We start from the raw sequence: 14,827 nt of genomic DNA on the forward strand, positions 1-14,827 counted from the left end.
TCCCGGGTGGTCAGTCCGCCGCGGGGGCAGTGAGCCCCAGCTCGGCCGGCAGCTCGGACGCTGTGCCCAGCAGGTGCTCGGCCAGGAAGCCGGAGACCACCTGGTACCAGATCTTCGCGTGCGAGGGACTGAGCACCCAGTGGTTCTCATCTGGGAAGTAGAGGAAGCGGTGCGCGGTCTGCCCATCCTCGTCCGCGGGCAGCCCGGACTTCGCGAGCAGCTCATACCAGAGCCGCAGACCCTCCCCGATCGGCACCCGGTAGTCCTTGTCCCCGTGGATGACCAGCATCGGAGTCACGATCTTCTCCACGTGCAGGTGCGGGGAATGCTCGGCCGCCATGTACTCATCGAGCTCATTGCGCCAGTAGGAGGCCATGTCCGTGGTGGGACCGAACTGGTCAAGCGCCCACAGCGAGGCGTGGGTGACGATCGCGGAGAACCGGTCGGTCTGTCCGGCGATCCAGTTCGCCATGTACCCGCCGAAGGAGCCGCCCATCGCCGCGGTGCGGGTGTGATCGATGTCCTCGCGCGCCTCGGTGGCGTCGGTGATGGACATCAGGTCGGTGAACGGGTGACCGCCCCAGGAGTTCCAGCCGCGCTGGACGAACTCCTGGCCATACCCGGTGGACAGGGCCGGGTCCGGCAGCAGCACCGCGTAGCCCTGTGCCACCATCAGCCAGGGATTCCAGCGCCAGGTCCAGGCGTTCCAGGAGTTCAGCGGTCCGCCGTGGATCCACAGCAGCAGCGGCGCCGGATCCTTCGCCGAGGCCTCGGCGGGCAGCGCCAGCCAGGCCCGCACCGGAGCACCGTCGTCTCCCACCGCGGTGACCTCACTCAGGGTGCCGGGCAGTTCGGGACGCTCATGGGGATTCGGCAGCCGGGTGGCCTCCCCGGTGGCCAGATCGATCGAGACCACCTCCTCCGGGTGCGCGTAGCTCGAGCGCACCCCGTAGGCGGTGTGACCCGCAGGGTGCACGAGGACGGCGGAGTAGGTCGCGTCCTCACTAGTCACCTGGTGCACCGCCCCGGACGCGGCGTCCACGCGGAACACCGGCCCGCGTCCACCCTGATCGGCCAGCGCGAGCAGCCCGGAGCCGTCCGGCAGCCAGGTCGCAGGGCTGAGCCACAGGTCCGCCTCGGCTGCGAGCCGGGTCAGCGCGCCGGTCTGCAGGTCCAGCAGGTGCAGCTGGGGCTGCGGCGCCCGCTCCGGGGTCGGCTGGGCCGAGCGCACGACGGCGGCGGTGCGGCCATCGGGGCTGATCACCCCGGCGCTGAAGATGTATCCCGGCTCATCGGCGATCATCCGGCGTTCCCCGGAGGCGACGTCCACCACGGCCAGTGCGGTACGCTGCCCGGCCCTGGCCTCGGGCACGATCACGCTGATCAGCACAAAGGAGCCGTCTGGGCTCAGCTGCACCTCGCCGCCGAATCGGGACCCGAGCCCCTCGGTGAGGTGGCGCAGGTTCACCGCCTCGGAATCTGCGGTGCCCGCTGCGGCGTCGTCGTCGGAGACCGGACTTGTCGCGGAGCCCGAAAGTGTTGCGGAGTCTGAGCTTGCCGCGGAGTCCGGGCTCGAAGCCGCCGCGGGCTCTGAGCCTCGGGTCGCTGCGGGCTCGAGTGCGAAGAGGCTGGGGCGGGCCGGGCCGAGGTCGTGGTCCCAGAACCGGACCGGGTATCCGGTGTGCAGGATCGCCTTCACGGAGGCGTCCTCGCGCCGGCTGTGCAGCTGCTCCTGCTCCTGTTCGCTGCTGGCTCCGGGCAGCAGCGGCGCACTGAGCAGGGTGACCGGGGCCTGCTGCGCGCAGTGCGGCTGGCTCACGCCACCGGCCCGGCGGGTCACCAGCTCCGCTTCGCCCCCCGCGGCGGGCAGCCTGTACAGCGCGGCGCCCTTCTGCTCAGGCTTCTCCCCCGGACGGGATGAGGTGAAATACAGATCCCCCGAGACGCTGAAGGCGGGGGCGGACTCCCCCTTGGCGCTGCGGGTGAGCCGCCGTGCCGGATGCTCCCCGGCAGGGTCGATCTCCCACAGGGCGGCGGAGTAGCCGTCCCCGGCGGTGTTCACAGTGGAGACCGAGGTGACCAGTCGGGAGCCGTCGGGGCTCAGGGTGAGTCCACTGAGCCGGGGGTGGGCGACGTAGTGGTCCAGGTCGGAGAAGATGCGCGAGCTGTGCTGTGTCATGACCTTGTTCTACCAGCGCTGCCCGCTACATGGTTGCATTGTGCAACTACCGGCGTGGTGTGAGCGGACTATCCTGGGTCCGTGACCCCCGATTCGACGCCTTCCCCTGATCCCCACGCGGCACCGACCTCCGGGACGGTGATCGGTGAGGATGGCCTGGCACGAACGCCCTGGGCGCTGGGCAGCGCCATGATGTGCCACTACTACGACACCGAGTGGGGGATGCCGGTCCGCGACGAGCGCGGCCTCTTCGAGCGGCTGAGCCTGGAGGGATTCCAGGCCGGGCTCTCCTGGTCCACCATCCTGGCCAAGCGAGAGAACTTCCGAGCCGCCTTCGCGGGATTCGATCCCGAGACGGTCGCTGGATTCACCGAGGCCGATGTCCACCGGCTGCTCGCCGATGCCGGGATCATCCGGCATCGCGGGAAGATCACCGCGACCATCGGCAATGCTCAAGCCACCCTGGCGCTGCGGGAGCGTGGCGGGCTGCCGGCGCTGGTCTGGTCCTATAAGCCCGAACAGACCCCCACGCCGGAGACCCTGACCGAGGTGCCGACCCGTTCCGCTGAGTCTGAGGCACTCTCGAAGCGACTCAAGGCTGAAGGCTTCCGGTTCGTGGGACCCACCACCGCGTTCGCGCTGATGGAGGCGATCGGGATGGTGGACACCCACCTGGTGGGCTCTCATCGGCGAGGCAGCTCCGGGGTGGCCTTCAGCAACCGGCCCGGCTGAGGCGACAGCCGCTACTGCGGGCGCTGGAGTTCGATGACCCGGTCCATGTCGTCGTCGGGAGCCAGCCGATTCCGGTCCACCTGACCGCATCTGGTGCAGCGGTGCAGCAGCAGGAAGCCTTTCTTTCCACTGTGATCGACCCCCACGGGAGCCATCTCGGCGCCGCAGTTCGCGGCGCGATCGCCTGGCGTGATGTCCACATGTCGGGAGTACAGGCAGTGCGGGCAGTGGTTGCGGTAGCTGCCCCCGCGCTGGGCCGGGATCGACTTGCCGCAGTGCAGACAGTCGAAGCCGGTGTTCTCGGCCTGCCTGCTCATGCCGCGGGTGAGTGCTGAGCCATCGCTGTGGTGTACATGCAGACCGTGGCCGCGGTGGCGACGTTCAACGACTCGGCGGCTCCGAAGAGCGGGATCGCCACACGATGGTCGGCCAGTTCACGCTCGGCGTGGGTCAGCCCGTGAGCTTCGTGTCCGAAGAGCCACAGCGTGCGGCTCGCAGGGGTGGCCAGCTCACCAAGCTGCTTCTCGCCGCGTCCATCGGCGGCGAGCACCTGGAAGCCGTGGGTGCGCGCGGCCTCGCTCAGGTCTGAGGCCTCGACGCCGGTGAAGATCGGCAGGTGAAAGTGCGAACCGGCTGCCGAGCGGACCACCTTGGGGCTCCAGGGGTCCACGGTCCCCGGGGAGAGCACGACGGCGCCGGCCCCGGCTGCGTCCGCAGTCCTAATGATCGTGCCGGCGTTGCCTGGGTCTTGAAGTCGCAGCATCGCGGCCACCTGCCCGGTTCCCTCCGCGATCTTCTGCAGCTGTGCATCCAGCGCCTCACGCTGGGCGGCGGCGTCGGGGATCCGGCAGACGGCGAGCATGCCCTGGGAGGTCTCGGCGTCACCCATGGCGCGCAGCGCCTCGCCGGTGGCCTCGCGCAGGAACACGCGGGCCTTCCCCGGCAGCTTGGCCTCGGGGTTGAAGAGCACGCCGCGCATCCGGTCCAGCAGCGCGAGCACGTCGGGGTGCCGCTGGAGCGCCGCGGGGTCGAAGTAGAGCGCGTCCAGCTCGGGGAACGGCTGCGGCCCCTGTTCCTGCTCCCACTGACGCAGCCAGATGGTCAGGGCTTCGCGCACCGGCTGAGGCCCTTCGGCGAGGAAGAGCCCCTGCTTCTGCCGTGCGGAACGTCCGGCCAGGGCTGCCACGCGGCGGACGCGGTCAGAGCGCGGGTTGTCGACGAGCTCGGGGTCGCTGTGCTGAGACATGGTTCTCTCTTCTTCTGCGTCGTGTCTTCTGCATCGTGGGGTGCGGGCACGCAGAAGGCGCCGCCTCCAGTGCGGAGACGGCGCCTTCGGCCATGCTGATCGAGTCAGACTCGAGCGGCGTTGACATCCTGCGGGAGCGCCTTGCGGGCGGTCTCGACGAGGACGCCGAAGGAGTTCGCGTCATAGACCGCCAGCTCGGCGAGCATGCGGCGGTCAACCTCGACTCCAGCGGCCTTCAGGCCCTGGATGAAGCGGTTGTAGGTCATTCCGTGCGAGCGGGCAGCGGCGTTGATGCGCTGGATCCACAGCCGCCGGAAGTCGCCCTTGCGCTTCTTGCGGTGCTGGTAGTTGTAGACGTACGAGTGCAGCAGCTGCTCTTTCGCCTTGCGGTAGAGGCGCGAGCGCTGTCCGCGGTAGCCGGAGGCCCTGTCCAGGACCTTGCGGCGCTTCTTATGGCCGTTGACGGCCCTCTTTACACGTGCCACGTGATGTCTCCTTGAGTCGTGAAGTCTTCGGTGATGATCGTGCTGAGGCTCAGATGCCCAGCATCCGCTTGATGCGCTTCTCGTCAGCCTTGGTGACCAGGCGGTCACCGGCCAGACGGCGCGTCAGGCGTGAAGACTTGTGCTCCAGGTAGTGGCGACGGTTGGCCTGCTGGCGCTTGAGCTTGCCGGAACCGGTCAGCTTGAAGCGCTTCTTGGCCCCGCTGTGGGTCTTCATCTTCGGCATGGTGCCGTTCTCCTTATGTCGTTCGGACCTGCAGCGCCTGTGCTCTCCAGCGCACGAGCTCGGGGCTCGTTGGCTGACGCGGCGGCGCAGAGGTGGGTCATCGAGGCGTGGCCGCCGCTGCCGAGGCAGCGACGCGGATCCACACCGTGAAACCCCTTTTGAGTGGCGGTGAGAGCACCCGCACGGGGCTCTCACGCAAACCAGCGCACCAGTCTACGCCATGAGACGGGTGCGCGGGTCCACCAGGATCAGCAGAAGGCCTCTAGAGGTTCTTCAGCTCATCCGGGAGATAATCGGCCATGGAGTTCGACAGCGGTGTCGCGTCCTTCTTCTCCGTGGGCAGTCGCTCTGCGTTCTTCCGCGCTCGGCGATCGTTCTTGACCTTGGGCGCCTCGGCTTCAGCCTCGGCCTCGGCCGGCTCCTGGTTCTTGGCCTGGTTCTTCGCTGCAGCCTTGGCCTCGGCCTTGGTCTTCAGCGGTCCGACGACCATCACCATATGCCGGCCGTCCTGGCGCGGGGAGGACTCCACGGCACCGAGATCGGCGACGTCCTGGGAGAAGCGCTGAAGAAGCCGCACCCCCATCTCGGGGCGCTGCTGCTCGCGACCACGGAACTGGATCATGGCCTTGACCTTGTCACCGGCCTCGAGGAAGCGGCGGGCGTGACCGACCTTGGTGTTGTAGTCGTGGTCATCGATCTTCAACCGGAAGCGCACCTCTTTGAGCACCGTGGTGCTCTGGTTCTTCCGGGATTCCCGAGCCTTGACCGCGGCTTCGTACTTGTACTTGCCGAAATCCATCAGCTTGCAGACAGGAGGTTTGGCCTGGGGCGCAACCTCAACCAGATCCAGATCGGACTCCGTGGCGAGACGCAGCGCGTCTTCGATGCGCACGACTCCCACCTGTTCCCCCTGGGGGCCGACGAGGCGGACTTCTGGTACGCGGATGCGTTCGTTGATGCGTGGTTCGCTGATCTGTCTAGCTCCTGTTGTGAGGAATTCGGTGAATGGAGAGACATCGGCCGGACCGCCGGACGAGCCCAACCGGGCTGTGATCGCCGTGTTGAGCGCGTTTAGCGCGGCTGATGAGACTGTGACAAGCTTACCAGCATGCACAGTGAGCAGAATAACCACGCCGAGGAATCCGATCTCGCCCAGGCGGTCAACCAGCGGTCACGCGACATCTCCGAGGTGCCGGCCGTGGAGCTGATCAACACCGTCGCCGTGCATCTGATGAGCGCCGCCGCGGTGAAGACCGGTCTCGCCGATGACCCCAAGGCCGATGAGCTCAAGGACCTCGACGAGGCCCGCAAGCTGATCACCGCGCTGGCCGGGCTGATCACCGCCGCCGCCCCCGAGGTCGGCTCCACCCACGCGGCGCCGCTGCGTGATGGGCTGCGCTCGCTACAGCTCGCCTTCCGCGAGGAGTCCAGCGTCCCGGATGCACCCGGCAAGGGACCCGGCGAGAAGTGGACCGGCCCGGTCAACTGAGGGTTTCATGAGAACTTGATGAGAGCAGGATGAGAGATCTCGGAAGAGACTCTCATAGTGTTCTCATCACTGCCTCACATGGGGTGACCACTATGGTCTTCCATGAGCATCACAGCAGTTCTCTACTCCCACGACTCGGTCGGCCTGGGCCACGCCCGCCGCAACCGGGCCCTGGCCCACGCCCTCGCGGCTGATCTGCCGCGACTGACCGGGCAGCCGGTGCGCGGACTGCTGATCGCCGGACACCCCGATGCGACCGCGGACTCGCTGCCGGAGGGCTGGGACTGGCTGGTGCTCCCCGGGTTCACGCGCACGCCGCAGGGCTATGCGTCGCGGAGCCTGGATGTGAGCAACGAACGGCTCTCGGCGCTGCGCAGCTCCACCGCCGCCGCCGCGATCAAGGCGATGGACCCGGATCTCTTCATCGCCGACCGACACCCGTTCGGAGTGGGCGGTGAGCTGCTGGACTCACTGCGCTGGCTGCACTCCCAGGGCACTCGCTGCGTGCTGGGCATGCGTGAGGTGCTGGACTCCCCCGCCGCCGCCCGCAAGGAATGGGACCGGATCGGCGGGGCCTCGGCCGCCGCTGCGTTCTACCACGCGGTCTGGGTCTACGGAGACCCCTCGGTCTACAACCCGATCAGCAGCGGCGAGATCCCGGCGCCGCTGGCCACTCGGACCAGGTTCACCGGCTATCTCAGCCACGGCCGCCCGACCGATGAGCTGACCGACGCCAGCGTCCGGGCACCGAAGCCCTATGTGCTCTCCATGGTCGGCGGCGGCTCCGACGGCGGCCGGCTGGCCCTTGCGGCCGCCCAGGCGCAGGTGCCGGCCGGTCACCGACACATCATCCTCACCGGACCGCAGATGCCGCCGGCAGACCATGACCGGGTGCAGCGCGCCGCGGCCTCCTCGCCCGACTCCGGCAGCGTCCAGGTCACTCGTCTGGCGCCGCATGTGCCACAGCTCGTCCGCGAGGCGGCCGCCGTCGTGTCCATGGCCGGGTACAACTCCACGGCCGAGATCATGGCCACCACCACGCCGGCCCTGCTGGTGCCCCGCGCCACCCGTCGCGCCGAGCAGCCGCGCCGGGCTCGAGCACTGGCCGCTGTGGGCGCCGTGGACACCCTCCCAGCCGAGGAGCTCACCGCGCAGGCACTGAGCCGCTGGCTCGCCGAGGCCGTGACCCGGCGCTGCGACCGCAGCGCGGTGGACCTCCACGGGCTGGCCAGGATCGGTGGCCTCGCCGCCGCGGAGCTCGCACTGGGCCCCGCCGCTCGGAGGTGCGCGAGAGCCGGCTCCCCCGCCGAGCGTCCTGCACCGGTGCGCGGCCCCGAATGGGCGTCCAGCGAGGACCACGTCCTCACGGCCGCCCCGCCACATCCGAGCCCAGCACATGCCGCGGCGCGCTGCGCCGCCACTCCCCTCTCACCATCAGCCGCCGAAACGAGGTTTGATTCCCATGTCCGCTGAGAACACCATCGCCGACTCCACGCGGAACCCGCGCGAGGGTTCCGCCGAGCACCTCACCGGGATCCACCGCGGGATGTCGAGGATCCCGACCGCAGACGGGTCTGCGGCACCGCAGAGGCAGGTCATCGGGTACGTGCTGAAGATGTATCCCCGATTCTCCGAGACCTTCATCGTCTCGGAGATCCTGGCGCGCGAGGCGGCAGGCGAGCAGATCGTGATCTTCTCGCTGCGCCCGAGCACCGATGCCCGGTTCCACCCGGAGCTGGCGCGGGTCAAGGCCCCGGTGATCCACGTGCCGCGCGGCTCCACCTCCGCGAAGCTCTGGGCGCAGCTCGGGCTCGCCGCAGCGTCCCCATCACTTCGAGAGGGCATGCAGCGCAGCCTCCCGGAGCTGCTCGCCGCCGGTCACGACGATGCGCAGCAGGCCGTGGCGCTGGCCCACGCGGCTCAGCAGGCCGGGGTGACCCACCTGCATGCGCACTTCGCCTCGATCGCCACCACGGTGGCGCGGCTGGCCGGGCAGATCGGCGGTCTGCCCTACTCCTTCACCGCACACGCCAAGGACATCTTCCATGAAGACGTCGATGAGCAGGAGCTGGAGTCGAAGCTGGCACAGGCGCATCACGCGATCACGATCTCCGGCTATAACCTCGATCATCTGCGCTCCCGCTTCCCCGCGGCGACCACCCGGCTGCACCTGGTGCGCAATGGTCTGGAACTCTCCCGCTTCCCGTACGCCCCGACGCGCGGGACGCTCCCGGCAGCAGACTCCGCCCATCCGCACGGTCCGGTCCGGCTGCTGGGGGTCGGCCGACTGGTCGAGAAGAAGGGATTCAGGCTGCTCATCGACGCGGTCTCCCGGTTGCGGGCACAGGGCGTTGAGGTCCAGGCTGACATCGCCGGTGACGGGCCCCTGAGGGATGAGCTCCAGCACCAGATCGACGACGCCGGCCTGCAGGGCTGGGTTCGGCTGCTGGGGCCCTGCACCCAGCAGGAGGTGGGAGAGCTTCTGGGCTCCCACGACGTCTTCGTGGCTCCCTTCGTCATCGGGTCCGACGGCAACGCCGATGGGCTGCCCACTGTGCTGCTGGAGGCCATGGCGCGCGGCATCCGCTGTGTGGCTGCCGAGGTGACCGCCGTGGGCGAGGTGGTGCGCAGCGGTGAGACCGGATGGCTGGTGCCCTCGGGTGACCTCGACGCGCTCACGCAGGCGGTGGCCGACGCTGCGGCCGAGGCCGTCGCAGCTGACCCGGCGAGGGTCAGGGTGCTGGACGCCGCACGCGCCATGATCGAGCACAGCTTCGACTCCGCTCTCCAGGCTCGTCGCCTGCAGGCGCTGATCCAGGATCCGCACGCCCCGGCGTCGCAGGACCGGTTCGCGAAAGTGCAGGTCTCGGCATGAGGATCGGCTACCTGCTCGCGGATCCAGGCATCGGCATCTTCGGCTCCAAGGGAGCCAGCGTGCACGCCCAGGAGATGATCCGGGCGTTTCGAGCCCTGGGGCACGAGGTCACCGTGTTCTGCACCAAACGTGGGGACAGACACGATGACCCGACGTCGGCCTCGGTTCCTTCTGACCTCACCGACCTGCCGGTCTTCGTGGTGCCGGTCTCCGGAGTCAAGACAGCCGCGGCCCGAGAGGTCGCGGTGGCGCGCGCCAGCGCCAGGATGGCCGAGCTGGCCGCCGAGGGAGACTTCGATCTCCTCTATGAGCGGTATTCGCTGTTCTCCACCGCTGGTGCCACAGCCCGACGGCGCGGCGTCGCCCCACTGGTGATCGAGGTCAACTCCCCGCTGCTGAGCGAGCAAAGGCTGCACCGCAGCCTCCACGATGAGCCCACCGCCGCACGCGCCACCCGGGAGTCCTTCTCCCGAGCCGACCTGCTATCCTGCGTGTCTGCCCCGGTGGCCGAGTGGGCGCTGGAGCTCCTGGGCACCGACACCACCTCTGGTGACCGGTCCCCCCGGGTGCGGGTCACCCCCAACGGGGTCGACCCGGCACGGTTCACCCCAGGACCTCGTGACCCGCAGAACCGCGTGATCATCGGCTTCCTCGGCACGCTGAAACCCTGGCACGGCACCGACCTGCTGCTGCGTGCCTTCGCCCGCGTCCTTCAGACGCAGCCTGGTTCAGGACCGCAGCCCGGACTGCGCATCATCGGTGGCGGCCCCGAGCAGGAGCATCTGGAATCCCTCGCCACAGAGCTCGGCATCGGAGGACGAGTGGAGTTCACCGGGCCGGTCTCACCGGCGCAGGTGCCCCAGCTGCTGGCCGACCTGGACATCGCGACGGCGCCCTATCCGGCTCCCGCGGCCCAGGCCGAACACTACTTCTCCCCCTTGAAGGTCTATGAGTATCTCGCCGCAGGGATCCCCGTGGTGGCCTCGGCGCTGGGGGAGCTTCCAGCGCTGCTGGAGGGCCGCCCGTCGACCGTAGAGCGGACCGGGATTCCAGGTGGCACCCGGGCCGAGGAGGAAGCACCCGCGGCCGGCGTGACGGTGACCCCTGGGGATTCCGAAGCGCTGGCCCGGGCGCTCACCCGACTCATCCAGGACCCAGCGCTTCGGGCGGACCTGGGAGCAGCCGGACGCAGACGCGTGGAGGCTGAGCACAGCTGGGTGCAGCGTGCACAGAGTGTGCTCGCGGCCGTGCCAGCCCGGGAGGTGACCTCACGATGAGTCGACGCTCCGAGGCCAAGTCCTCGCGCACCCTGCACCGCCAGGGACTGCGCCGCACCCTTGGCATGGTGCTGCCCCACCTGGGCGAACACAAGATGCTCATCACCCTCGGGCTGCTGGCCCTGCTCGGCGACGTCGCCTTCCGGGTGCTGGAGCCGTGGCCGGTGAAGTTCGCGGTGGACGCCGTCACCGAGGCGCTGGGGGCGCAGATCGACGAGACCATCGACTCCAGCCACAACGTCGAGGGAATGCTCACCTTCTGGGCCTTTTCTCTGGCGCTGATCGTGGGCGGACGCGCCTTCTGCAGCTACGCCTCCACGATCGCGTTCGCGAAGACCGGCGTGAAGGTCGCAGCACGGCTGCGGACCCGGGTCTTCGACCATATCCAGGCGCTCTCGCTGCGCTATCACTCCCGGGCCTCCATCGGTGACACCTCGCAGCGACTGGTCGGGGACATGGGACGGCTTCAGGAGGTCGCAGTCACCGCCGGGCTGCCGATGGTCGGGAACCTGCTGACGCTGCTCACGCTGCTGATCGTGGTGCTGATCCTCAACCCGCTTCTGGCGATCATCGTGCTGCTCACCGGCTCCGGATACCTGCTCTTCAGCCATGTGTTGAGTCCCAAGATCACCGCCGCCTCGCGCTCGACCCGCAAGGGTGAAGGCCAACTCGTCGGCGACGCGGCCGAGGCACTGGGCGCGATCCGGGTGGTGCAGTCCTACGGCCTGGAGGAGACCGTGGCCTCAGGCTTCGCCGCAGGAAACGCCAAGGCGCTCAAGGCCGGCATCAAGGCCCGCAAGCTGGCGGCCCGGCTTGAACGCTCCACCGACCTTCTGGTCGGGATCAGCACCGCCGTCGTCCTGGGGCTCGGTGGATGGCAGGTCCTGCAGGGGACCATGACGCCCGGAGACATGGTGCTGTTCCTGATGTACCTGAAGATCGCGATGAAGCCGCTGCGGGATATGGCGAAGTACACCGGCCGGATCGCTCGCGCCACCGCCTCCGGGGAACGCATCGCCGATCTGCTCGACGAGGAGATCGAGATTCGTGACCCGGACCGTCCACTGCCCCTGTCTCGCGCCTCCGGAGAGCTGACCTTCTGGAACGTCAGCTCCTGTGACCACCGTGGAGCACCGCTGTTCGAGAAGCTGAACCTGTCCATCCCACCGGGTCAGCGAGTGGGTCTGCTGGGGCCCTCCGGCGCGGGGAAGTCCACCCTGGCCGGGTACCTGCTGCGGCTCGCCGATCCGGACTCCGGCTCGGTGCTGGTCGACGGATGCTCCGCGCGCAACGTCACCCGAGCAGATCTCCGGCGCAACATCGCAGTCCTGCTCCAGGAATCGGTGCTCTTCAGCACCTCGGTCCGGGAGAACATCAGATACGGACGGCAGGACGCCTCCGACGCCGAGGTGGAGCAGGCCGCCCGGCGGGCCGGTGCCCACGACTTCATCATGGCCCTGCCAGAGGGGTATGAGACCGAGCTGGGCAACCGCGGTGACACGCTCTCCGGCGGTCAGCGCCAGCGCGTGGCGATCGCCCGGGCCCTGGTCCGCGACGCTCCGATCGTGCTGCTCGATGAACCCACCACGGGGCTGGACCCGGCCTCCCGCGGGGTCGTGGAGAACTCCATCCGAGAACTGACCCGCGGACGCACCACGGTGGCCATCACGCACGACCTCAGCATGATCCAGGGATTGGACCGAGTGCTGTGGCTGCAGGAGGGGCGCATCCTGGAGGACGGCAGCCCGGAGGAGCTGCTGGCAGATCCGCATTCGCAGCTGGCCCGGTGGGCGGCCACCCAGCGAGGTGCTGCAGAATCCGGCGGAGAAGGTCGGCTGAGCTCGGCAGCAGCCGCAGCCGCAGCCACACCGGCACCGGCACCGGCACCGAGGGAATCCGAGCAGACCGAGTGGGTGAGTCGATGAACGCCGCACATCCAGAGTGGACCGAGGCCGACGCGGCCGCCGCCAGGTCCGCCCAGCTCAGCGGGGCGCGCACACTGCTGGACTCCGGCGAGCTCTCCGCCCGGCTCGGCCGCTCGGTGACCATCTCCCGGGTCCGCATCAAGCCCGGACATTCCGTGGTTGCCGGATTCACCGGCGCAGACTCCGAGCCCGGCTGGGCGATGCTGACCTGGGATGCGGACAAGCTCGGCAAGGCCAGGCAGCGTGCCCAGGACAGCGTTCGAGCGGAGATGAACCAGGTGCCGTTCCTCGTCCACGCGGCGCGGCGGCCCTACCTCTTCAGCGGGAGCGTCTGGGCCGACCCGGTCTTGGCCAAGGACCTCACCGAGGCGCGGGCAGCGCTCAACGCGGAGTCCGGAGTGGACCGCCCGTGGACGTTCCTGCGCCAGAATCCGCGCCGTCGGGTGGTGGCCGTGGTGCCACCGGCAGGGCCCGGACACGGAGAGAAGGTCATCCGGGTCGCCGCAAGGAAGACCACCGCTGGCGCCCTGGCTGCCGCGCAGCGGTGGCGGGAGCTGGGGCTGCCCGTGGTCCGCAGCAGCCCGGTGGGAGGACGAGGCACCGCGCTCAGCGCCCCGCTGTGGGGATGGGCGGATCTGAGCACCCACCCGCATGGCCCGGCAGCGGCCACAGCTGGCGCCGCCGTGGGCGAGCTGCACCGGCTCACCTCCGCTCCGCACAGCTCTCCTGTGCCGAAGCGGTCAGGCACGGGGGCAAGCGCCGTCGCTCTGGTGGCGCCGTGGCTGGGACCTCGCGCTGACCGACTCGCACAGACGATCGAGCAGCGATTCGATCGGCTCGGGCCGGGCACGAGCAGCGAGCTCCACGGCGATCTCTCACCCGACCAGGTGGTCCTCGCGACTCCAGGAAGTCACAAGATCCGGCTCATCGATCTGGACCGGTCCACCATCGGAGACCCGATGCGGGACCTGGGCAGCTGGGCCGCCGCCTGCCGACGGCTGGGACACCCGGAGCTCGTCGAGGAGTTCCTGACCGGCTATCTCACTCAGACCAACGCTGACCTGCGCCGAGCGGCGGCCTGGGAGGCTTTCGCGCAGCTGCACGCCGCACCGGACGCGTTTCGGCTCCGGGAGGCGCACTGGCCTGCCGCGATGGAGCGGACGCTGGCACTTGGTGAGGAGGCGCTTCAGAGATGACCCCCATGCCCCTTCCCCCCGAGTTCCTCCCCGTCCCGGGATCCCGGATCCGGGTGACCCGAGCCTGGCCGGTGCCCGATAAAGATCGGCTCGGGATCGAATGTGAACAGGACGGTCAACGTCGGGCGGGGTTCTATGACCACGCCGGAGCCCAGCTGCAGCCTGTCGGGATTGACCGTCGGCTTCCCGGGCTTGAACCTGTCGCCTCCTCCGGCACCGTGGTCTCTCACCGGCCCGGGAAGCGCGCGGTCGTCCGAGATGGTACGAGCTACATCAAGGTGGTGCGCCCCGGGCGGGCTGCGGCGATCCTGGAGGGCATCCGCCGAGCCGGCGCGTTCACCGCGTCCTTCCGCACCCCCGAGGTGCTCGCCCAGGACGACTCCACCGTGACCTTCGCAGCATTGCAGGGAACAAGCCTGCACGACCCCTCGCAGTTCACCGCAGCGCACTGGAGACGGGCTTGGACCGAGGTGCTCGACGCCTGGGTCCATGCAGTGCTCCCCGGACAGTCCGCGGTGATCACACCCCCGGGTGGAGATCGCGGTCCCGCCGCGGAACCCGTGATTCCTCAGCACACGGCGCAGGATGAGGCCGAGGTGCTGCGGCGGTGGGCACGCCTGGTGACCCCCTACCTTGATCGCTCGGAACCATTGGAACGCCTGGCCCAGGAGGTGGCAGCCCAGCTGCAGCAGCTGCCGGAGGCACCGGTGCGACCCGCCCACCGGGACCTCCACGACAAGCAGCTGCTGTGGAGCCCGCAGGCGGGACCAGGCCTGCTCGATGTGGACACCGCCTGCCGTGCCGATGCTGCCCTGGATCTGGGGAACCTGCGCGCCCACGCACACCTGCGAGCGCTGCAGGGAGGATGGGGACCCCAGGAAGCACAGACCGTGATCACCGCGGTGGACGCCGCCGCGAGCCGACTCGAGGTTCCGGCCCGGCCTCTGGCGGTCTACGAACGCGGCGCGATCCTGCGGCTGGGCTGCGTCTATGCGGTGCGCCCCGGCTCCGGGAAGGTGGCGGCCCAGCTGCGCGAGGTCGCCGCCCAGCCCGGATTCAGATGAGAATCTTCTCATCCAGGTCTCACGGTGACCTCACCTGGACGGTCCACCATGGAAGCAGGATCTAGAATCGGAGAGCACGACGCGGATGCGAGAGGATGCGGGACCATGCCCAAGC

The 14,827-nt window shown here is 69.2% G+C and carries 14 protein-coding genes; 8 read left to right on the top strand and 6 right to left on the bottom strand.

The window, feature by feature from the left end; genetic code table 11:
- Nucleotides 1-10 precede the first annotated feature (10 nt).
- Nucleotides 11-2,179 carry a S9 family peptidase gene (locus HNR24_RS06765; RefSeq protein ID WP_182495390.1) on the bottom strand — a complete coding sequence of 723 codons (2,169 nt, stop codon included), beginning with the start codon at nt 2,177-2,179 and terminating at the stop codon, nt 11-13.
- Nucleotides 2,180-2,368: 189 nt separating this feature from the next.
- Here HNR24_RS06765 and HNR24_RS06770 point away from each other — a divergent pair, with 189 nt between their 5' ends.
- Nucleotides 2,369-2,911 (top strand): DNA-3-methyladenine glycosylase I, encoded by a 543-nt coding sequence (locus HNR24_RS06770; RefSeq protein WP_232301775.1) that lies wholly within the window; start codon nt 2,369-2,371, stop codon nt 2,909-2,911.
- 11 nt (nt 2,912-2,922) lie between these two features.
- Here the strand turns inward: HNR24_RS06770 and HNR24_RS06775 are convergent, their stop codons facing one another.
- The 5 genes from HNR24_RS06775 to infC all read right to left on the bottom strand — a co-directional run bounded on the left by HNR24_RS06775 (nt 2,923) and on the right by infC (nt 5,859).
- Nucleotides 2,923-3,228, bottom strand: a complete 306-nt coding sequence (locus tag HNR24_RS06775) for an RNHCP domain-containing protein (protein WP_058888467.1) — start codon at nt 3,226-3,228, stop codon at nt 2,923-2,925.
- Nucleotides 3,225-4,157 carry a TrmH family RNA methyltransferase gene (locus HNR24_RS06780; RefSeq protein ID WP_058888466.1) on the bottom strand — a complete coding sequence of 311 codons (933 nt, stop codon included), beginning with the start codon at nt 4,155-4,157 and terminating at the stop codon, nt 3,225-3,227. The genes HNR24_RS06775 and HNR24_RS06780 overlap by 4 nt, the downstream gene beginning before the upstream one ends.
- Nucleotides 4,158-4,261: 104 nt before the next feature.
- Entirely contained in the window at nt 4,262-4,642 is a 381-nt protein-coding gene (gene rplT / locus HNR24_RS06785) for a 50S ribosomal protein L20 (RefSeq protein WP_058888465.1), read from the bottom strand.
- A 49-nt stretch (nt 4,643-4,691) separates the two neighbouring features.
- Nucleotides 4,692-4,886 carry a 50S ribosomal protein L35 gene (gene rpmI, locus HNR24_RS06790; protein WP_058888464.1) on the bottom strand — a complete coding sequence of 65 codons (195 nt, stop codon included), beginning with the start codon at nt 4,884-4,886 and terminating at the stop codon, nt 4,692-4,694.
- A gap of 262 nt (nt 4,887-5,148) precedes the next feature.
- A complete protein-coding gene (gene infC, locus HNR24_RS06795; RefSeq protein ID WP_179442924.1) occupies nt 5,149-5,859 on the bottom strand; it encodes a translation initiation factor IF-3 in 711 nt (236 codons plus the stop codon).
- Nucleotides 5,860-5,994: 135 nt separating this feature from the next.
- Here infC and HNR24_RS06800 point away from each other — a divergent pair, with 135 nt between their 5' ends.
- The 7 genes from HNR24_RS06800 to HNR24_RS06830 all read left to right on the top strand — a co-directional run bounded on the left by HNR24_RS06800 (nt 5,995) and on the right by HNR24_RS06830 (nt 14,712).
- The gene (locus tag HNR24_RS06800) at nt 5,995-6,375 is read left to right on the top strand and encodes a DUF1844 domain-containing protein (protein WP_058888462.1); all 381 of its coding nucleotides are present in this window, start codon (nt 5,995-5,997) and stop codon (nt 6,373-6,375) included.
- A 102-nt stretch (nt 6,376-6,477) separates the two neighbouring features.
- Nucleotides 6,478-7,848: a glycosyltransferase family protein gene (locus HNR24_RS06805; protein WP_083504781.1), complete on the top strand. Its 1,371-nt coding sequence runs from the start codon at nt 6,478-6,480 to the stop codon at nt 7,846-7,848.
- Between the two features lie 73 nt (nt 7,849-7,921).
- On the top strand, nt 7,922-9,250 hold the full coding sequence (locus HNR24_RS06810) for a glycosyltransferase (RefSeq protein ID WP_182496122.1): 1,329 nt from the start codon (nt 7,922-7,924) through the stop codon (nt 9,248-9,250).
- Nucleotides 9,247-10,527, top strand: coding sequence for a glycosyltransferase family 4 protein (locus tag HNR24_RS06815; protein ID WP_182495391.1), 1,281 nt, complete (start codon nt 9,247-9,249; stop codon nt 10,525-10,527). The genes HNR24_RS06810 and HNR24_RS06815 overlap by 4 nt, the downstream gene beginning before the upstream one ends.
- Complete coding sequence (locus HNR24_RS06820) at nt 10,524-12,452, top strand: ABC transporter ATP-binding protein (RefSeq protein WP_083504780.1); 1,929 nt, start codon at nt 10,524-10,526, stop codon at nt 12,450-12,452. The genes HNR24_RS06815 and HNR24_RS06820 overlap by 4 nt, the downstream gene beginning before the upstream one ends.
- On the top strand, nt 12,449-13,648 hold the full coding sequence (locus HNR24_RS06825) for a phosphotransferase family protein (RefSeq protein ID WP_182495392.1): 1,200 nt from the start codon (nt 12,449-12,451) through the stop codon (nt 13,646-13,648). The genes HNR24_RS06820 and HNR24_RS06825 overlap by 4 nt, the downstream gene beginning before the upstream one ends.
- Nucleotides 13,645-14,712, top strand: coding sequence for a phosphotransferase family protein (locus tag HNR24_RS06830; protein ID WP_182495393.1), 1,068 nt, complete (start codon nt 13,645-13,647; stop codon nt 14,710-14,712). Before HNR24_RS06825 ends, HNR24_RS06830 begins: the two co-directional genes overlap by 4 nt.
- Nucleotides 14,713-14,827: the final 115 nt, after the last annotated feature.

Source organism: Nesterenkonia sandarakina (assembly GCF_014138825.1).
GTDB lineage: Bacteria > Actinomycetota > Actinomycetes > Actinomycetales > Micrococcaceae > Nesterenkonia > Nesterenkonia sandarakina.